This is a genomic window from Gordonia sp. w5E2, assembly GCF_036540975.1.
Classification (GTDB): Bacteria; Actinomycetota; Actinomycetes; order Mycobacteriales; family Mycobacteriaceae; genus Gordonia; species Gordonia jacobaea.
On the sequence record NZ_CP144213.1, the window covers coordinates 3,007,644 to 3,026,161 of the forward strand.

An 18,518-nucleotide genomic window follows, 5' to 3' on the forward strand; every position below is an offset into this window, starting at 1 on the left:
CGTGGGCGGCAGGATGTCGCCGGTCGACGCTCTCGCGGGCGCGTTCTCATGGCTGACCGTCGTGCCTATCCCGTTGCGCAACAACACTTTTGATCGACGATTCGGCGCCGCGGCGATCGCCGCGGTTCCGGTTGTCGGCCTCGCCCTCGGCACTCTTGTCGCGGTCCTTGCGTGGGCGTTGAGTCTGACCGACCTCCCCACCACCCTGATCGGCATCCTGCTCGTCGTCGTCCTCGGTGTGGGGACACGGGGCATGCATCTCGACGGCTTGGCCGACACCGCGGACGGCCTCGGATGCTACGGTCCACCCGAACGGGTCGCCGAGGTCATGCGCAGCGGATCAGCGGGACCGTTCGGGGTGGCGACCATTGCGGCGGTGATGATCGTCGACACAGCGGGATTCGCTGCGCTGACCGGTGATTCGCGATGGCCGGCCATTGCCGCGGCGGTTTTCGTCGGGCGCGTGGCCGCCGTGATCGCCTGTCGACGGTCACTACCGCCGGCACGCTCCACCGGGTTCGGCGCACTCGTCGCGGGTACCCAACGGGCATCAATCGTCGTGTGGTCGGTGTTGGCGATCGTCGCGATGGTGGTCGCGGGCGGTTGGCAATCGTTGTCGCCCAACGTGTTCGACGTCGGATCGGCGTTGGGTGCGGCCGTCACAGCCGTGATCGTGCTCGGCTTCGCGTGGTTGTTCACCCGACACTGCGCGCGCCGTATGGGTGGGATCAACGGCGACGTGCTCGGCGCGGTGATCGAGCTGTCGACGGCCATAGCCCTTGTGGGACTACTGATCTGAGTGCCGCTAGCTGACTACAGACTCCGACGATTCTGACCCGGATACGCCGCGGGCCCCCGAGGCCGGAGCGTCGGGGACCCGTCGGACGTCTGGATCAGGGGATTCGGATCAGGCCGGATACAGCGTCGTCATCCACCCGTGGGTGTCGGCGAATGTACCGCGCTGAATGCCGGTGAGTGTGTCGCGAAGCGCCTGGGTGACCTCACCCGTGGTGCCGTTGCCGATCGTGTAGTCGTCGGTCTCGCTCTTCACGTGGCCGACCGGTGTGATGACCGCGGCTGTGCCGCAAGCGAAGACCTCGGTGATGTCGCCCGACGTGACACCCTTGCGGAGTTCCTCGGTGGAGATGCGTCGTTCCTCGACGGAGAACCCGGCGTCGATCGCAAGGGTGAGCAGCGATTCACGCGTGATACCCGGCAGCAACGAACCCGACAGTTCCGGAGTCACCAGCCGCGCGTCGGCTCCCGAGCCGAACACGAAGAACAGGTTCATGCCGCCCATCTCCTCGATGAAGCGACGCTCCACGGCGTCGAGCCAGACCACCTGGTCGCAGCCCTGTGCGGTGGCCTGCGCCTGCGCGAGGAAGGCCGCGGCGTAGTTGCCGCCGCACTTCGCAGCGCCGGTACCACCGGGTGCCGCGCGCACATATTCGGTCGACAGCCACACGCTGACCGGCTTGATCCCGCCGGAGAAGTAGGCGCCTGCGGGCGAGCCGATCACCGAATAGACGTACTGCGACGACGGCGCGTTGACTCCCAGCCCCGCCTGCGAGGCGAACATGAACGGGCGCAGGTACAGCGATTCCTCACCGCCGGCGGGCGGAACCCATGCGTTGTCGGCAGCCAGCAGTGCCCGCAGCGATTCGATGAAGTCGTCGACGGGCAGAGGCGGCATCGCGAGGCGTTCAGCGGAACGCTGCAGCCGCAGTGCGTTGGCCTCCGGACGGAACGCGGCGATCGAGCCGTCGGGCTGCCGATACGCCTTCAGACCCTCGAAGACTTCCTGTCCGTAATGCAGAACCATCGCCGACGGATCGAGCGCGATCGGTCCGTATGGCGTGACCTTCGCACTGTGCCAACCGCGATCTATGTCGTAGTCCACCAGCACCATGTTGTCGGTGAAGTACTTGCCGAATCCTGGAGCGGAGAGGATCTCCGCCCGACGGGATTCCGACACCGGATGGGGATGCTCGGTACGGGTGAACTGCAAGGTCATTGGCCTATGGTAACGCCGCGAAGAAAACCTACCCTCACCGACCACCCACGCTGATCAAGACGGCCCCACCCGCCGATCGAGACCCTGCCTTCGCTGATCGAGACGCCGCCTTCGCTGATCGAGACGCCCCACCGCTGATCGAGCTTGTCGAGATCACCCGCCGATCGAGACGCCCCACCGCTGATCGAGACGCCCACCCGCTGATCGAGCCGCCCCACCGCTGATCGAGCTTGTCGAGATCACACATGCGACTCGACGAACGGCGGGATCACCACCTCGCAGGTCAGCTCACGCCCGCGGACGTCGATCACGACCTCCGCACCCTTCTTGATGCCCGACGCCGTGTCGATCAGTGCGAGCGCGATGCCCTGCTTGAGGGTCGGAGAGAACGTCCCGGACGTCGTCTCGCCGACGGTCTCGCCACCCGGACCGGCAAGCACCGTCAGTCCCGCGCGCGGAACGCCGCGGCCCGTGGCCTTGAGTCCGTAGAGGCGTCGGGCAGGTCCGGCCTCCTTCTCCGCCACGAGGGCGTCGCGACCGAAGAACGTCGGCTTGTCCCACCCGACCGCCCATCCACTGCGTGCCTGGTTGGGCGTGATCTGCTCGGTGAGTTCGTGACCATGCAGCGCGTAGCCCATCTCGGTGCGCAGGGTGTCGCGAGCACCGAGTCCGGCGGGCTGGCCCCCGGCGTTGGTCACCTCGGTCAGCAGCGCGTCGAAGACCGGCCCGGCATCGCTCCATCGCGGGAGGATCTCGTACCCCCGCTCGCCGGTGTATCCGGTACGGCATACTCGCACCGGATACGACGCGTCGTCGGTCTCGAGGTCGGCATCCGCGTACGCCATGTACTCCATGTCGGTCGGAAGGCCAACGGCGGCAAGCACATCCGGACTCTTCGGTCCCTGGACGGCGAAGACGGCATAGTCACGATGCGCGTCGGTGATCTCGATACCGTCGGGCGCGACCGCCTGCAACGCGGCGACGACCTTCGCGGTGTTCGCGGCGTTGGGAACCAGGAACACTTCGTCGTCGGAGACGAGGTAGGCGATGAGGTCGTCGACCACTCCCCCGGACTCGTTGCAGCACAGGGTGTACTGCGCCTTGCCGGCGTGGATCTTCCCCAGGTCGTTCGTGAGCGTCGAGTTGACGAAATCTGCTGCGCCAGAACCCTTCACGAGCGCCTTGCCGAGATGACTGACATCGAAGATCCCGACGGCCTCGCGGACGGCGTTGTGTTCTGCGACGGTGCCTGCATACGAGACGGGCATGTGCCATCCACCGAATTCGGCGAAGGTGGCACCGAGTGCGTAGTGGCGGTCGGCGATGGGTCCGGCGAGCAATTCGGTCATGCGGGCAGATTACCGATCGACGTCGAGCCCGCGCACCTCGCACGACACAGCGGCCGACTCAGGGGACGCCGTAGCCCTGCACGCCCTCGACCGTCCGCAGATCGAAGTGGTCGACCGTGATCCCCTGCGCTTCGGCGCCGCCCACTGTCGTCACGACGTTGCCGTCGCGGACGGCCAGGCGCGCCTCTTCGAACTCACGCTCACCGGGTCACCGTAGGCAACGTTGCCGGTGTCGGACCCGCTCGGCGGAGATCGTGTCGGTCCGCGGAATGACGTGGCAGAGTTGAGCGGGTGAGTAAGAACGAGAGCGTCGACCGGACACGCGGTCCCAAGATCCAACTGGCAACCTCCCTCGACAAGAACGACGAGGTACTCGTCATCGGGCTCGTGTCACCCGAGAGTTCTGAACCCGAGGACTCCACGAAAACGGACTCCGACGCGGCGCCCACCCTGTTCATCGGCGACGGACTCCTCGACGACGCGCAGGCGTCGGCCATCAGCGACGCGCTCGTCGCGGTCGGTGCCAGCGGCGCACACGGGGATGTCTCGACCGTTCCCGCCCCCGAGTCGCTCGGCGTCGACGCCGTGGTGGCCGTCGGCCTCGGCTCGTCCGACGACGTCGAGAATCCCGAGAAGCTTCGCCAAGCCGCGGGCATCGTGGCTCGAGCACTGAACGGTCACGAGCAGGTCGCCACCACTCTCGCGGCGGGAGGCATCGAGCCCGTAGCCGAGGGCTTCTTCCTCGGCGCCTATCGGTTCGACGAATTCCGTTCTGCCAAAACGCTTCCCACGAAGACTCCGCCGACCTCGGTGCGCCTGCTCGTGGAGAACACCGGCAAAGCTGCGACCGCGCAGCTCGAGCACGCCGTCTCCGTCGCCGATGCCACCGCGATCGCCCGCGACTTCGTGAACACCCCGCCGAGCCACCTCTATCCGGAGGAGTTCGCCGAGCGCGCCCGCTACCTCGGTAGCAAAGTCGGCCTGAAGGTCGAGATCCTCGACGACACCGAGCTGGAGAAGGGCGGGTACGGCGGGATCATCGGCGTCGGCAAGGGCAGTTCACGCCTGCCGCGACTGGTCCGGCTGACGCACACGGGAAAGAAGGACGCCAAGAAGGTGGCGCTCGTCGGCAAGGGCATCACCTTCGACACCGGCGGCATCTCGATCAAACCCGCAGCCAACATGGACCACATGACCTCCGACATGGGTGGTGCCGCCGCCGTCATCGCGGCCACCATCCTCGCCGCTCGTCTCGACGTCGACGTCTCGGTCACCGCCACCGTGCCGATGGCCGAGAACATGCCGTCGGGCACCGCCCAGCGCCCCGGCGACGTACTCACGCAATATGGCGGAACCACGGTCGAGGTCTTGAACACCGACGCCGAGGGTCGCCTTGTTCTTGCCGACGCGATCGTGCGCGCATGCGAGGACGACCCCGACTACCTCATCGACACCGCGACGCTCACCGGCGCCCAGATGGTCGCGCTCGGGGCGCGCACGCCGGGTGTCATGGGCACCGAGGAGTTCCGCGACCGCGTCGCCGAGCTCTCGCAAGAGGTGGGCGAGAACGCGTGGCCGATGCCGCTTGCCGCCGAGTTGCGCGCAGATCTGAAGTCGCGAGTCGCCGATCTCGCCAACGTCACCAATCACCGCAACGGCGGCATGCTCGCCGCGGGCCTGTTCCTCAAGGAGTTCGTCGCCGACGGCGTGCAGTGGGCCCACATCGACGTCGCCGGACCGGCTTTCAACTCCGGAGCGCCGTGGGGTTACACCCCCAAGGGCGGAACCGGCGTTCCGGTCCGCACCATCGCGCGCGTGATCGAAGACATCGCCGAGAACGGCTGAGCGCACCCCTATCCGCCACCATCCCCGACTCGCCAACGCAGTTGCGTCGACACGCCACATGGCGCGGGCCGGTGGCGGGTAGGGTTTAGCGCGTGGGCATCGGCCACCCGCCGACGCCCGTGTCTCGGAGGCGCACACACCACCGCGACAGACCACACATAACCCAGACACATACGTCGAGTCGAGGAGTCAACAACGATGGCCTTCTCCGTCCAGATGCCAGCCCTTGGTGAAAGCGTCACAGAGGGGACAGTCACCCGGTGGCTGAAGGAGGAGGGAGACACCGTCGAGGCCGACGAGCCATTGCTCGAAGTCTCCACCGACAAGGTCGACACCGAAATCCCCGCTCCGACATCCGGTGTGCTGACGAAGATCGTCGCCCATGAGGACGACGTCGTCGAGATCGGCGGCGAGCTCGCGGTCATCGGCGAGGAGGGTGAAGCAGCCCCGTCCGACGATTCGGATTCGGATTCGGCAGGCGGCACCGAGCCGGAGCAGGCCGCCGAACCCGAGCCGGAGCCCGAGGCACCGTCCACCGACGCCGACGCCCCCGCCGAGAAGCCCGCAGCGCAGGCTGCGCCCAGCGGATCGGCATCCGGAACCGACGTCCTGATGCCGGAACTCGGAGAGTCCGTCACCGAGGGCACCGTCACCAACTGGCTCAAGCAGGTCGGCGACGAGGTCGCCGAGGACGAGCCACTCCTCGAGGTCTCGACCGACAAGGTCGACACCGAGATCCCGTCGCCCGTCGCAGGCACACTGATCGAAATCGTCGCCAACGAAGACGATGTCGTCGAGATCGGCGGCAAGCTCGCGGTGATCGGCGACAAGTCTGCGGCCGGCGCGGCGCCAGAACCCGAGCCGGAGCCAGAGCCCGAGCCGGCAAAGGCAGAACCCGAGCCAGAGCCGGAACCCGAGCCAGAGCCAGAGCCAGAGCCAGAGCCCGCCAAGGCTGCTCCGGAACCCGAACCCGCGAAGGCCAGCACTGCGCCAGCGGCCAAGGAATCCTCTGATCCGCCGACCGTCGAATCCACGCCGTACGTGACCCCGCTGGTCCGTAAGTTGGCCTCCGACAACGACATCGACCTCAACTCCATCAAGGGAACCGGTGTCGGTGGCCGTATCCGCAAGCAGGACGTGCTCGCGGCGGCAGAGGCCAAGAAGGCACCCGCGCCCGCTGCTGCACCGGCGGCATCGTCGGCTCCGGCCGCTGCCGCATCGGCGCCGGCCGCACACGGACCCGAGGTCCGCCCCGAACTCGCCAAGCTGCGTGGAACCACGCAGAAGATCAACCGCATCCGGCAGATCACGGCGAAGAAGACGCGCGAGTCCCTGCAGGAGAGCGCACAGCTGACCCAGGTCTTCGAGATCGACATGTCGAAGGTCGCGACGCTGCGCAAGGCCGCCAAGGAGTCGTTCAAGGCCGCCGAGGGTGTGAACCTCACCTACCTGCCGTTCATCGCGAAGGCCGTCGTCGAGGCGCTCAAGGCGCACCCGAACGTCAACGCGTCGATCAACGAGGAGAAGAAGGAGATCACCTACTACGACAAGGTGCATCTCGGAATCGCCGTCGACACCGAGAACGGACTGCTGTCCCCGGTGATCCACAACGCCGACGACCTCTCGCTCGCCGGTCTGGCACGTGCCATCGCCGACATCGCGGCACGGGCTCGCTCGAACGGCCTCAAGCCCGACGAGCTCGCGGGTGGCACCTTCACCATCACCAACATCGGCAGCCAGGGCGCGCTCTTCGACACACCGATCCTCGTTCCGCCGCAGGCAGCGATGCTCGGCACGGGCGCGATCGTCAAGCGTCCGGTCGTGATCACCGGCGACGACGGTTCGGAGTCGATCGCGGTGCGCTCGATGTCGTTCTTCCCGCTGACCTACGATCACCGCCTCATCGACGGCGCCGACGCGGGCCGCTTCCTGACGACCATCAAGAAGCGCCTCGAAGAGGGCGAGTTCGCAGCGGAACTGGGGCTGTAAGGCTCGCATGCTGATTGCCGTCGCGGGTTCCCACGGGCTGATCGGTTCGGCTCTGGTCGCCTCGCTGACCGACGCCGGCCACACTGTCCGACGCCTGGTTCGTCACGAACCACTGTCCGACGACGAATTCGGTTGGGACCCCGAGACCCTCGGGGTCCCGGCCGAAGCCCTCGACGGTGTCGACGCCGTGGTCAGTCTCGGCGGCGTCGGGGTGGGCAACCAGTTGTGGACGGGTCGGTTCAAACAGGAGCTGCGCGACACCCGGATCACTCCGACCGAGGTGATCGCCGAAGCCGTGCGGAAGGCGGGAGTCCCGACCTTCCTCAGCGCCAGTGCGTCGGGTTACTACGGCGACACCGGCGAACACGCGGCGATCGAGTCCGACGGCCCGGGAAGCGGTTTCCTCGCCGACCTCGTCGTCGACTGGGAGGACGCAGCGGTGCGCAATGCGGGCGAGAACACTCGCGTTGTCTTGTTGCGCACAGCTCCGGTGCTCTCCGGCTCCGGCGGCCTGCTCGCCAAGCTCCGCCCCCTGTTCAAACTCGGCCTCGGCGGCACCATCGGCAGTGGGCGCCAATACTTTTCGTGGATCACGCTCGTCGACGAGATCCGCGCCATCGAGTTCCTTCTCTCGTCGACGATCAGCGGACCGGTGAACCTCGCCGCTCCCGACGCGGTACCGTTCGCCGACTTCGTGTCGGCGTTCGGTCGGGCCGTACACCGTCCGACGATCGCGCGGGTGCCCGGTTTCGCCGCGAAGTTCGTCGGCGGCGAGATGGCGCAGGAAATGATTCTGTTCAGTCAGCGCGTTGCCCCCGGAGTGCTCACCGACAACGACTTCACCTTCACCCACCCGGACATCGACTCCGGGCTGGCCCACGCGAACCGGTAGGGATCCCCATGCCACGCGAATCCATCCGTACCGATCCTGAGACCCCTTTCGAGGTACGCACCCTCGGCGTCGTCGACTATCAGGACGCCTACGACACCCAACACTCCCTCGCTGCCGAGCGCGCCGACGGCACGCTCGATCACGATCTCCTCCTGCTCCTCGAACACCCCTCCACATACACGGCGGGCAAGCGCACCGAGCCGTCCGACCTTCCGACCAACGGCGCGAACGTCGTCGACGTCGACCGTGGTGGACGCATCACCTGGCATGGTCCCGGCCAGCTCGTGGGCTACCCGATCGTCGCTCTCGCCCAGCCGCTCGACGTCGTCGATTACGTACGACGCATCGAGTCGGCGCTCATCGCGGTCTGTGCGCGGTTCGGCGTCACGGCCGGACGCGTCGACGGCAGGTCGGGAGTGTGGGTCTGCGACGACGCGGGCGAACGCAAACTCGGCCAGATCGGCATCCGGGTTGCACGCGGAATCACCCTGCACGGGTTCGCACTGAACGTGAACCCCGACATGAGCGCATTCGACGCCATCGTCCCGTGCGGCATCGCCGACGCAGGCGTCACCTCGCTCGCACTCGAAGCGGGCCACGAGATCACCGTCGACGAGGTGCTCGTCGACATCGTCGACGCGGTGCGCTCGGCGTTCGACCACCGTGAGGTCGGCGCCGATGTGATCGGGGTAACGGACCCGCAGGCGAGCGTCGAGCCGGGCGTAGCATCGGTGCGGTGACCGTGTCTGATTCACAAGCCTCCACTCCCACCGCCCCCGATGGCCGCAAGCTGCTGCGTCTCGAGGTCCGCAACGCGCAGACCCCGATCGAACGCAAACCCAAGTGGATCAAGACGCGCGCAACGATGGGTCCCGAGTATTCAGAGCTCAAGGGACTCGTGAAACGCGAAGGGCTGCACACGGTCTGCGAAGAAGCGGGATGCCCCAACATCTACGAGTGCTGGGAAGACCGCGAGGCCACCTTCCTGATCGGTGGCGAACAGTGCACTCGACGCTGCGACTTCTGCCAGATCGACACCGGTAAGCCGGCCGATCTCGACCGCGACGAACCACGACGTGTCGCCGAGAGCGTGCAGGCGATGGGTCTGCGCTACTCGACGATCACCGGCGTCGCACGCGACGACCTCCCCGACGAGGGTGCGTGGCTCTACGCCGAGACGGTGCGAGCAATCCACCGACTCAACCCCGGCACCGGTGTCGAGAACCTGATTCCCGACTTCCACGCCAAGCCCGACCTTCTCGACGAGGTCTTCGACGCACGTCCCGAGGTGCTGGCGCACAATCTCGAGACGGTCCCCCGCATCTTCAAGCGCATCCGGCCTGCGTTCCGATACGAGCGGTCGCTCGACGTCCTCACCCAGGCACGCGACTTCGGACTCGTCACCAAGTCGAATCTGATCCTCGGAATGGGCGAGACACCCGAAGAGGTCCGCGAGTCCATCGTCGACCTGCACGAGGCGGGCTGCGACATCCTCACGATCACGCAGTACCTGCGGCCGTCTCCGCGGCACCATCCCGTCGAGCGCTGGGTCAAGCCCGAGGAGTTCGTCGAGCATTCCGACTTCGCGCGTGAGGTCGGGTTCGCCGGTGTGATGGCCGGACCGCTGGTTCGTTCGTCGTATCGTGCCGGGCGCCTCTATGCACAGGCGATGGCCCATCACGGTCGCGAAATCCCCGCCGCGATGGCTCATCTCGCCAACGAGGGGTCGGCGAGCCAGGAAGCGTCGAGCGTCCTCTCACGCCTCGCGCACTGATTTCCGACGAACCCTCAGGCGTCGGCTCAAAAAGCCCTGACGCCTGAGAGCTCGGCCAACCCCCGGCGTGCCGGTCGGCGGTCGGACGTATCCTAGAGGGCATGGCAAAGGCGTCTGCAGCAAGCAAAGAGGAAAAGGCCGCGGCGAAGAAGGCTCGTCGTAAGGCCTCGCGCGAGCGTTACACGCAGCTCTGGCAGGCGTTCCAGATGCAGCGTAAAGAAGACAAGCGGCTCATCCCGTACATGGTCGGTGTCTTCTTGCTGGTCGTGGCGGTGTTCGTCGTTCTCGGATTCGTGTTCGGCAGTCCGTGGCTGTTCATCCCGGTCGGCGTCATCCTCGGCCTCCTCGCGGCGTTCGTCCTGTTCGGTCGTCGTGTCCAGAAGACGGTGTACACGCGGGCCGAGGGACAACCGGGCGCAGCCGGTTGGGCGCTGGGCAACATGCGCGGCCAGTGGCGGGTCAGCCAGGCCGTCGCGGGCACCAGCCACCTCGACGCCGTGCATCGCGTGATCGGCAAGCCCGGGGTGATCCTCGTCGCCGAGGGCTCCCCCACCCGAGTGCGCTCGTTGGTGGCACAGGAGAAGAAGAAGGCCGCACGCGTCGTCGGCGACACACCCATCTACGAGGTGTACGTCGGCAACGACGACGACCAGGTGCCGCTCTCCAAGCTCGAACGCCACCTCAACAAGCTGCCCCGCAACATCGACGGCAAGCGCATCGACGCCCTCGAGGGTCGGCTCAGCGCGCTGAGCAGCCGCGGCTCCGGACCTGCGATGCCGAAGGGCCCCCTGCCCGCGAACGCGAAGACGCGCAGCATGCAGCGCACCGCGCGTCGTCGTAGCTGACCTCGCGGCACCCCGATGCGTGAATTCAGAGAAGCGGTCGAGCGCGGCGACGAAGCCGCGATGGCCGCATGCCTCGCCGACAATGTCGTCTTCACCAGCCCGGTCGCCTTCACGCCGTACGAGGGCAAGGCCATCACGGCGGCGATTCTGCGCGGCGTGATGCGGGTCTTCGAGGACTTTCACTACGTGCGAGAGATCGGCGAGCCCGACGGGCGCGACCATGCGCTGCTGTTCGAGGCAAAGGTGTCGGGTAAGACCGTGTCCGGTTGCGACTTCCTCCACCTCGATGACGACGGCAGGATTGTCGACTTCACGGTGATGGTGCGGCCGTTGTCGGCCGCGATGGCCCTCTCCGAAGCGATGGGCGCCCAGTTCGACCAGATTCGCGCAGAGGCGACGGCAGAGCTCAGCGGGTCCTGATCATCGCTGTGCCGGTAGCGCGATCATGCAGCGCGCGGCCGTTGTAGTCGTTCATCAGCGCGGGCACGATGAACACGATCAGCACCTGGCGCGCAAGCGCGCGGATCGGGCCGACCGCTGCGAAGTGCTCGGAGCCGCTCACCTCTGCGGAGGTGCGATCGGCGCCGTAGTCGACGCGGGCCACGCGGGTACCCACGGCGAATTGCCCCGGCGTGAAGCCGAACAACGTCACGGTGACGACACCGACGACGAACCACACCGCCAGAATGACCGTGCCCATGTCGGGTGAACCGAAGCGGACGAACAGCAACGAGAGCCCGCCTGCGATCAGCCAGTCGACCATCAATCCGGCGACGCGATGCCAGCCACCCGCGAGCGAGCCGGGACCGGTCTCGGGGAGCCCGAGGTCGGCGCCACGGTATTCGACGTCGACGTCGACGTCGTGCCCAGCCTGAGGCCCCGACAGCCATGATCCGGTAGCGCGGCCCATCGCAGGCACCCTCTCTCCTCGACCCCCGACAGGTGAACCGCCGGCGGAATGTACGCCCGACGAGCCCGTGCAGAGCGCTCGTCCTTGCACGTCAGTGTATGCCCCGCACATGAGAGCACCGGCAGCCCCGCACAGGTCGGCATCGGCACTCGTCGTCGAGCTTCCGTACGTATCGCCGATGAGTGGTCAGATTCACCACGCGCGCAAGGCCGGAATCAGGAATAGTTATGGTGTCCCACGTCCGCGGTGTGTAACACAGGAGAAACACGTCCTTGACGCGCGGGCAACGTCCGATCCATACGGTCTGAGCTGAGATCCGCTGCTGTCTCTCGGTGGCGGACGAGCGTGTCGGGTGACCGTCTCGTGGCCACCCGCCGGCGAAATAGTGAAGGAGTCACCGCACGGTGTACAGCAGCAAAGAAGAACTACTCGAGGGCATCAAGAAGGAAGGTGTCGAGTACGTCGACATCCGATTCTGCGACCTGCCCGGCGTGATGCAGCACTTCTCCATCCCGGCAACGGCGTTCGACGAGAGCGTCTTCGAAGAGGGCCTCGCCTTCGACGGTTCGTCTGTCCGTGGATTCCAGTCCATCAACGAGTCGGACATGATGCTGCTGCCGGATCCGGCAACCGCTCAGATCGATCCCTTCCGCAAGGCCAAGACGATGAACGTCAGCTTCTTCGTCCACGACCCGTTCACCCGTGAGGCCTACAGCCGCGACCCGCGCAACGTCGCCCGTAAGGCCGAGGACTACCTGGCCTCTACCGGTATCGCCGACACCTGCTTCTTCGGTGCCGAGGCCGAGTTCTACATCTTCGACGGCGTGTCCTACGGCTCGGAGATGAATGGTACCTACTACGAGGTCGAGTCCGAGTCGGGCTGGTGGAACGCCGGTTCGCCCGTCGACCCCGACGGTTCGCCGAACCTCGGTTACAAGGTCCGCCCCAAGGGTGGCTACTTCCCGGTGGCGCCGTACGACCACTACGTCGACCTGCGCGACGAGATGTCGACCAACCTGACCAACGCGGGCTTCGAGCTCGAGCGTGGCCACCACGAGGTGGGCACCGGCGGCCAGGCCGAGATCAACTACAAGTTCAACACGCTGCTCCATGCGGCCGACGACGTGCTGCTGTTCAAGTACATCATCAAGAACACGGCGTGGGCGAACGGCAAGTCGGTCACCTTCATGCCGAAGCCGCTCTTCGGCGACAACGGCTCGGGCATGCACGCTCACCAGTCGCTGTGGAAGGACGGCAAGCCGCTGTTCCACGACGAGGCCGGCTACGCGGGGCTGTCGGATCTGGCTCGCTACTACATCGGCGGCATCCTGCACCACGCGCCGTCGCTGCTGGCGTTCACCAACCCGACCGTGAACTCGTACAAGCGTCTGGTGCCGGGCTACGAGGCTCCGATCAACCTGGTGTACAGCCAGCGCAACCGGTCGGCCTGTGTGCGTATCCCGATCACGGGCAACAACCCGAAGGCCAAGCGCCTCGAGTTCCGCTGCCCCGACAGCTCGGGCAACCCGTACCTCGCCTTCGCCGCGATGATGATGGCCGGACTCGACGGCATCAAGAACAAGATCGAGCCGCACGAGCCCGTCGACAAGGATCTCTACGAGCTTCCCCCGGAGGAGGCCAAGAACATCCCGCAGGCACCGACCTCGCTGAGCGCCGTCATCGACAAGCTCGAAGAGGATCACGAATACCTCACCGCCGGTGGAGTGTTCACCGAGGACCTGATCGAGACCTGGATCGCGCTCAAGCGTGAGAACGAGATCGAGCCGGTTCAGATCCGCCCGCACCCGTACGAATTCGCGCTGTACTACGACTGCTGAGTCGCAGCACAACAGCACCACACGCCGCCCGCCCGACCACTTGGTCTGGCGGGCGGTGTGCGTCGGGCGTCATCCACACGGCAGACCCTGACGCCGACAACAGAACTCGACTCCGACCCGCATCCGACCCCATGCGATGCTGTTCCCATGACCTACCCAGGATCGGGACAAAACGGACCGTGGCCCCCGCAAGGACCTCCACCGCAGGGCCCCTATCCCTCCTACCCTGGCGGTCCGGGACCAGGAGGATACGGAGGCGGAGGATACGGAGGTGGAGGGTTCGGAGGACCCCCACAGCCGCCCCGACGCGGCAACGGCGGGCTCGTCGCCATCCTTGCGGCCGTGGGAGTGCTCGTCGTACTCGCGATCGTCGCGGTGGTCGGTGTGGTGATCTGGGCGTCCAATCGCTCCGACGACTCGTCGACCGTTGCGTCGTCGAGCACGACGACCACGACGACGACCGATGACTACAGCGCACCGACGACCCGCGACTTGGATTCGACTGCTACTCCCGGCCTTCCTCCCGCGGCCCCGGCCCCTGCTCCTGTCGACTACTACGGCGCCATCGCGGTCTCGACGCAAACCAGCGACGTCGGCTATGCCGTCAACTCACTGTCGCGGGCGGAGGCCGAGCGTAGCGCGCTCTCTCAGTGCGGGGTGTCGAGTTGTCAGGCTGCGATCTGGTGGCGCAACGCCTGCGGCGCCATCGTTCAGTCCCAGGCCGACCTGTCGTGGGGATGGGCATGGGCAACGACCGAACGGGCCGCGAGCGACGCGGCAGCCACGCGACTGACCGGCGGTTCACCGAAGGTGATCTTCAGTCGTTGCACCTCCAACGCGGGCTGACTCCACGCTGGTGATGCACTTCACAGGGGCCAATGGGGCCTTCGTACCCTCACACGACATGCCAACAACACGTAATCTCTTGGTCATGACCCGCATGCTCTTTGTTGAAGATCTCGTGCCAGGTGACCGCATCAGCATCGACGGGATCAAGGCCGTCGTCCGCAAGCAGGTGCCCCACGGGGAGACTCAGCGACTCATCGAACTCGCACACAGCTCCGACAGTCGCACCGACATGATCGTCGACGTCGGCGTCAAGATCGAAGTCTTCTGAGTTCAGCACTCTCCTGACGATCGGCCACGTCCGACGTCCTCGTCATCCACACCACCAGTAGCGCCGTGGACACGAGCACCCCGACGCCGACCCAGGCCGCGACCGACGCCCCTTCGACAAATGCTCTGCGGGCAGCGTCGAGCACATTCGACGCCTGAACGTTGTCGAGATGTCGTGCGGTCGCCGCTGCACCCGCAAGGCTCGTACCCGCCTGCCCCACCGCCAGATCCGCGGGAAAAGCCATGCGGTACACCAGGTTCAACACACTACCGAGCACCGCGATACCGACCGCCCCGCCGAGTTCGCTCGAGGTCTCCAAGAGTCCCGACGTCGCACCCGCGCGTTCGGCAGGCGCCACACCGATCACATGGTCGGCGATCACCGACGACGCCGAGACGATTCCCGTCGCGATCAACGTCGACCCGATCAGCGCAACGAGAAGCGTGTGCACTCCCAGCAATCCCGCGAGCACACCGAATCCTGCTGCCCCTGTCAGCAATCCGGCGATCATCACCATCGGTCTGCCCCATCGCACCGAGGCGACGGCTGCGAGTGGTGCGGCCACAGCGACCAGCGCGCTGGGCGCGATACTCCACAGCGCGGCCTTCAGCGGCGAGTAGCCGAGGACCGACTGCAGGTACTGCGTCACGATGATCGAATTCCCGAGCAACGCGAACATACACACGACGTTGGTCCAGATCGACACCGAGAAGCGCCGATCGTCGAACAGCCCGAGGTCGATCATCGGATCGCTGAGTCGTTTTTGGCGCGCGACGAAGACCGTCCCGAGCGTGAACCCGACCACGAGTGCGACCCCACGCTCCACCGACCATCCTTCCGCGGCGAATTCCTTGATCGCGTAGATCGTCGGCAGTATCGCTCCGAGGACGAGCAGCGCACTGAGGATGTCGACGCGCCGATCGACGACCGCGGTATCGGCCGGTAGGAGCAGGGGCGCGACAACGAGCAGCACGGCCATCACCGGAACGTTGATCAAGAACACCGATCCCCACCAGAAGTGTTCGAGCAGCAGGCCGGAGACGATAGGGCCCACCGCGACCCCGCCCGCGAGCACCGCGTTCCACGCCGCGATCGCCTTGGCCCGATCGGCGTCGTCGAGGAAGATGTGGCGGATCAACGCCAGCGTCGACGGCATGAGCGTCGCACCGGACACCGCCAGCACCGCTCGTGCCAGGATCAGCAGCGAAGCCGTCGGGGCAAAAGCGGCAAGAATCGACGCGCCGCTGAATCCGACGGCACCGATCATCAGCAAGCGCCGATGCCCGACGCGATCAGCGAGCGAGCCCATCGTCAACAGCAGGCCAGCCAACACGAATCCGTAGATGTCGAAGATCCAGAGCTGTTGTGTTGCAGATGGATTCAGGTCCGAAGCGATAAAGGGAACCGCAAAGAACAGCACCGAGACATCCATCGAGACGATCAGCATGGGCATGCACAGCGCCGCTAGCGCTGCCCACGGTGAACGAGGGGACATGACACCACCTCTTTCTGCGTATTGCATAGACTGTTTATGTAGTACGCAGATACTAAGCGGATAACTGTGTACAGCACAAGCAGTTTGTAGGATGGCGGCATGAGCACCACGGAAGATTCGACGCCCTCGCAGCTCCCCCGCTCGGTCGCGCAACTGTGGGGACGCGAACCCGTCGCCGTCCGACGGGGGCCCAAACCATCGCTGACGATCCGCGAGATCGCACGCGCCGCGGTCGCCATCGCTGACGAGCGCGGCTGGGAGTCGGTGTCGATGAAAGCCATCGCCGACTCGCTGGGTCTCTCCACGATGTCGCTCTATCGCTACGTCGACGGCAAGGACGACGTCGTCGACCTCCTCGTCGATGAGGCTTACGGCCTTCCGGACCCCGAACTGACCGCATCGGGGCCGTGGCGCGACCGGGTCGGTGCGTGGGCACGGTCGGCGGCAACGGTACTGCGGGCCCGGCCGTGGATCACCGAGATCCCGATGTCCCGCCCGCCGATGGGTCCCAACACCGTGTCGTGGACAGAAGCGGGTGTGCGAGCGTTCGACGACGTCGAACTGTCGGGTCAGGAGAAGCTCAACGCGCTGCTACTCGTCGACGGATTCGTGCGCCACCATGTACGCCAGGCGACTCAGATGGGACTGCTCGGACAGCCAAACGACACCGATACGTCCGGGAGTGGCAACGACTACGAGACGACGATGCTTGCCCTGGTCGACGCGGAGCGGTTTCCAGCGCTCACGGCGGCGGTATCTCAGATGCACGATGGTGATGACGACTACTTCACCGAACAGTTCGACTTCGGGCTGCGAGTGCTCCTCGACGGACTCGAGGCAATGATCTCTCGCGCTCAGGCCGGTCTGGCACCCACGCGCGCGGCGTCGAGATCCGCGAACAGCTCCTGATTCAACTCGAACGCCGAGATCGCTTCTGCCACAAGGTTGTCGACGCCGCTCTCGCCGATGTCGAGCGCGTCGATCCGATCCCGGTAGGCATCCTTGTAGCGCTTGAGCTTGTCGATACCGTCGAACGTGTAGAAGCTCAGCGTCGACGCGTCGAGACCGTAGTGCTCACGCATCCGATGAGCGACAACTTGCCCGCCCGACAGGTCGCCGAGATAGCGCGTGTAGTGATGCGCGATGTAGCGTGCCGGCTCGTGGACCGTCGCCTCGATCGCGGCGACGTACCGGTCGACAGCGGGCAGCGGCGTGATGGTCTCCGGGTCGATGCCGAGCGCGACGAGATCGGAGCGGAGCCGCTCCGTCCGACGCAGCCGGTCGTCGAGTACGGCGCCGGCAATCGGATCTCCGGACAACGCGGTGCCGACCTCTTCCAGCGCGCGGTACACGAAGTACAACTGAGCGGCCAGCCGTCCGTACTGATCGGCGTCGAGGCGGCCGGACAGCAGATCGTCGATGAAGGTGGCGCTTTCGGCCTGCTGGTGGGCGACGGCGGTCGCCTCGCGCAATCGTTGGGAGATGGTCGTCATGATGCAACCAGTGATACCACCACGCCGCGGTGATCGGAACCGCGGAGATCGAAGGTATCGACCGACGACGCGGTGAAGCCACGAACGACGACGTGATCGAGCGCGAGGAACGGCATGCCACCCCACTTGTCCGTCGGATAGGTGGGCACGAAACCCGCGCCGGATTGCTCGGCGGTGTCGGCGAATCCGTTCTGGAGGAAATCGCGATAACGAATCTGATCCCACGTCGCGTTGAAATCACCGGCCATGATCGCCCGCCCAGCCGGAATCGACTGCATCCGAGCGTGTAAGAGGTCCATGTCGCGTACCCAGACGTCCGTCCGGCCCCGCAATGGAGCTCCGGGATGCATCGCGAACACCTGGGTGTCGCGCGCTCCCGGCAGGTCGGTCCGTGCCTTCAGATTGTGCAGAACCGTGTTCGGATCTATCTCGCCCTGCCCGCTCAGCGGCGTACGACTGAAGATCGCGGTGCCCATCGCGAACGTGCCGGGCACGGCGTAGGAGTACGGGAGTTCCCTCGCGACACCGCTGGCGTTCAGCCGCGCGAGCGATTCGGGTGTGACCTCCTGCAACGACGCGAGGTCGACGCCTTCGCGCGTCACCACATCGGCGAGCTGGTCGACGTCGGCCTGGCCGAACAGCAGATTGGCCGTCAGCACGGTGAACCTCTCCCCCGCAGGCGGCGTCTGTGCGACCCACAACGGCAACTGGGTGAAACACAGCGCCAGCACCGCGGCAATGGCCACCGGCAGGATCAACCAGCGTCGGAACACGACGAACACGACGACAGCGAGCACACCGGGAACGATCGCGAACGGCACAGCGCTGGTGAGGAAGATGGTCAGCTCGCCGCGCGAGCGCGAGTAGTGCAGCCAGACCGCAACACCGACCGCGACCACCATCGCCCAGCCGACGAGCAGCAGTGCGAACCCGAAAAGCCGTCGCATCAAACCCCGA

Annotated in this window: 18 protein-coding genes; 12 read left to right on the forward strand and 6 right to left on the reverse strand. The window is 66.0% G+C overall.

What is annotated here, in order from left to right:
- The first annotated feature begins 13 nt into the window (after positions 1–13).
- Entirely contained in the window at positions 14–799 is a 786-nt protein-coding gene (locus RND64_RS13495; RefSeq protein WP_049698269.1) for an adenosylcobinamide-GDP ribazoletransferase, read from the forward strand.
- A 108-nt stretch (positions 800–907) separates the two neighbouring features.
- Here RND64_RS13495 and RND64_RS13500 read toward each other — a convergent pair whose 3' ends face one another.
- A complete protein-coding gene (locus RND64_RS13500; protein WP_049698270.1) occupies positions 908–2,014 on the reverse strand; it encodes a branched-chain amino acid aminotransferase in 1,107 nt (368 codons plus the stop codon).
- A gap of 239 nt (positions 2,015–2,253) precedes the next feature.
- Positions 2,254–3,363, reverse strand: a complete 1,110-nt coding sequence (gene gcvT / locus RND64_RS13505; RefSeq protein WP_049698271.1) for a glycine cleavage system aminomethyltransferase GcvT — start codon at positions 3,361–3,363, stop codon at positions 2,254–2,256.
- Positions 3,364–3,654: 291 nt separating this feature from the next.
- On the opposite strand from gcvT, the gene RND64_RS13510 reads away from it, so the two are divergent.
- The 7 genes from RND64_RS13510 to RND64_RS13540 all read left to right on the forward strand — a co-directional run bounded on the left by RND64_RS13510 (position 3,655) and on the right by RND64_RS13540 (position 11,128).
- On the forward strand, positions 3,655–5,208 hold the full coding sequence (locus tag RND64_RS13510; RefSeq protein ID WP_049698273.1) for a leucyl aminopeptidase: 1,554 nt from the start codon (positions 3,655–3,657) through the stop codon (positions 5,206–5,208).
- Positions 5,209–5,406: 198 nt separating this feature from the next.
- A complete protein-coding gene (gene sucB / locus RND64_RS13515; RefSeq protein ID WP_290725922.1) occupies positions 5,407–7,197 on the forward strand; it encodes a 2-oxoglutarate dehydrogenase, E2 component, dihydrolipoamide succinyltransferase in 1,791 nt (596 codons plus the stop codon).
- Positions 7,198–7,204: 7 nt separating this feature from the next.
- Positions 7,205–8,089, forward strand: a complete 885-nt coding sequence (locus RND64_RS13520; RefSeq protein WP_049698275.1) for a TIGR01777 family oxidoreductase — start codon at positions 7,205–7,207, stop codon at positions 8,087–8,089.
- An 8-nt stretch (positions 8,090–8,097) separates the two neighbouring features.
- Positions 8,098–8,829, forward strand: a complete 732-nt coding sequence (gene lipB, locus RND64_RS13525) for a lipoyl(octanoyl) transferase LipB (RefSeq protein ID WP_049698276.1) — start codon at positions 8,098–8,100, stop codon at positions 8,827–8,829.
- Positions 8,826–9,863, forward strand: coding sequence for a lipoyl synthase (gene lipA / locus RND64_RS13530; RefSeq protein WP_049698277.1), 1,038 nt, complete (start codon positions 8,826–8,828; stop codon positions 9,861–9,863). Before lipB ends, lipA begins: the two co-directional genes overlap by 4 nt.
- Before the next feature lie 101 nt (positions 9,864–9,964).
- The gene (locus tag RND64_RS13535; RefSeq protein WP_049698278.1) at positions 9,965–10,708 is read left to right on the forward strand and encodes a DUF4191 domain-containing protein; all 744 of its coding nucleotides are present in this window, start codon (positions 9,965–9,967) and stop codon (positions 10,706–10,708) included.
- Between the two features lie 15 nt (positions 10,709–10,723).
- Positions 10,724–11,128, forward strand: coding sequence for a nuclear transport factor 2 family protein (locus RND64_RS13540; RefSeq protein WP_049698279.1), 405 nt, complete (start codon positions 10,724–10,726; stop codon positions 11,126–11,128).
- Here RND64_RS13540 and RND64_RS13545 read toward each other — a convergent pair.
- Positions 11,115–11,618: a transporter gene (locus tag RND64_RS13545; RefSeq protein WP_049698280.1), complete on the reverse strand. Its 504-nt coding sequence runs from the start codon at positions 11,616–11,618 to the stop codon at positions 11,115–11,117. The genes RND64_RS13540 and RND64_RS13545 overlap by 14 nt on opposite strands.
- 404 nt (positions 11,619–12,022) lie before the next feature.
- Between RND64_RS13545 and glnA the strand changes: the two genes are divergently transcribed.
- The 3 genes from glnA to RND64_RS13560 all read left to right on the forward strand — a co-directional run bounded on the left by glnA (position 12,023) and on the right by RND64_RS13560 (position 14,573).
- Positions 12,023–13,456, forward strand: coding sequence for a type I glutamate--ammonia ligase (gene glnA, locus RND64_RS13550; protein WP_049698281.1), 1,434 nt, complete (start codon positions 12,023–12,025; stop codon positions 13,454–13,456).
- Between the two features lie 342 nt (positions 13,457–13,798).
- A complete protein-coding gene (locus tag RND64_RS13555) occupies positions 13,799–14,302 on the forward strand; it encodes a DUF4189 domain-containing protein (RefSeq protein WP_235434304.1) in 504 nt (167 codons plus the stop codon).
- 58 nt (positions 14,303–14,360) lie between these two features.
- Entirely contained in the window at positions 14,361–14,573 is a 213-nt protein-coding gene (locus RND64_RS13560) for a hypothetical protein (RefSeq protein WP_152930030.1), read from the forward strand.
- Here RND64_RS13560 and RND64_RS13565 read toward each other — a convergent pair.
- On the reverse strand, positions 14,554–16,068 hold the full coding sequence (locus RND64_RS13565) for an MFS transporter (RefSeq protein ID WP_049698284.1): 1,515 nt from the start codon (positions 16,066–16,068) through the stop codon (positions 14,554–14,556). The two genes, RND64_RS13560 and RND64_RS13565, sit on opposite strands and share 20 nt — an antisense overlap.
- A 99-nt stretch (positions 16,069–16,167) precedes the next feature.
- On the opposite strand from RND64_RS13565, the gene RND64_RS13570 reads away from it, so the two are divergent.
- Complete coding sequence (locus RND64_RS13570; RefSeq protein ID WP_049698285.1) at positions 16,168–16,977, forward strand: TetR/AcrR family transcriptional regulator; 810 nt, start codon at positions 16,168–16,170, stop codon at positions 16,975–16,977.
- Here the strand turns inward: RND64_RS13570 and RND64_RS13575 are convergent.
- Together RND64_RS13575 and RND64_RS13580 are read right to left on the reverse strand one after the other, a co-directional pair.
- Positions 16,923–17,561, reverse strand: coding sequence for a biliverdin-producing heme oxygenase (locus RND64_RS13575; protein WP_049698286.1), 639 nt, complete (start codon positions 17,559–17,561; stop codon positions 16,923–16,925). The two genes, RND64_RS13570 and RND64_RS13575, sit on opposite strands and share 55 nt — an antisense overlap.
- Positions 17,558–18,508 carry an endonuclease/exonuclease/phosphatase family protein gene (locus RND64_RS13580; RefSeq protein ID WP_049698287.1) on the reverse strand — a complete coding sequence of 317 codons (951 nt, stop codon included), beginning with the start codon at positions 18,506–18,508 and terminating at the stop codon, positions 17,558–17,560. Before RND64_RS13580 ends, RND64_RS13575 begins: the two co-directional genes overlap by 4 nt.
- Positions 18,509–18,518: the final 10 nt, after the last annotated feature.

Excerpts from the sequence above, each read along its gene's own strand:
- lipB (WP_049698276.1), top strand. The coding sequence starts at position 8,098 with ATGCCACGCGAATCCATCCGTACCGATCCTGAGACCCCTTTCGAGGTA.
- gcvT (WP_049698271.1), bottom strand. The coding sequence starts at position 3,363 with ATGACCGAATTGCTCGCCGGACCCATCGCCGACCGCCACTACGCACTC.
- RND64_RS13580 (WP_049698287.1), bottom strand. The coding sequence starts at position 18,508 with ATGCGACGGCTTTTCGGGTTCGCACTGCTGCTCGTCGGCTGGGCGATG.
- RND64_RS13495 (WP_049698269.1), top strand. The coding sequence starts at position 14 with ATGTCGCCGGTCGACGCTCTCGCGGGCGCGTTCTCATGGCTGACCGTC.
- RND64_RS13545 (WP_049698280.1), bottom strand. The coding sequence starts at position 11,618 with ATGGGCCGCGCTACCGGATCATGGCTGTCGGGGCCTCAGGCTGGGCAC.
- RND64_RS13500 (WP_049698270.1), bottom strand. The coding sequence starts at position 2,014 with ATGACCTTGCAGTTCACCCGTACCGAGCATCCCCATCCGGTGTCGGAA.
- RND64_RS13570 (WP_049698285.1), top strand. The coding sequence starts at position 16,168 with ATGAGCACCACGGAAGATTCGACGCCCTCGCAGCTCCCCCGCTCGGTC.
- sucB (WP_290725922.1), top strand. The coding sequence starts at position 5,407 with ATGGCCTTCTCCGTCCAGATGCCAGCCCTTGGTGAAAGCGTCACAGAG.
- RND64_RS13565 (WP_049698284.1), bottom strand. The coding sequence starts at position 16,068 with ATGTCCCCTCGTTCACCGTGGGCAGCGCTAGCGGCGCTGTGCATGCCC.
- RND64_RS13535 (WP_049698278.1), top strand. The coding sequence starts at position 9,965 with ATGGCAAAGGCGTCTGCAGCAAGCAAAGAGGAAAAGGCCGCGGCGAAG.
- RND64_RS13520 (WP_049698275.1), top strand. The coding sequence starts at position 7,205 with ATGCTGATTGCCGTCGCGGGTTCCCACGGGCTGATCGGTTCGGCTCTG.
- RND64_RS13575 (WP_049698286.1), bottom strand. The coding sequence starts at position 17,561 with ATGACGACCATCTCCCAACGATTGCGCGAGGCGACCGCCGTCGCCCAC.
- RND64_RS13540 (WP_049698279.1), top strand. The coding sequence starts at position 10,724 with ATGCGTGAATTCAGAGAAGCGGTCGAGCGCGGCGACGAAGCCGCGATG.
- RND64_RS13560 (WP_152930030.1), top strand. The coding sequence starts at position 14,361 with ATGCCAACAACACGTAATCTCTTGGTCATGACCCGCATGCTCTTTGTT.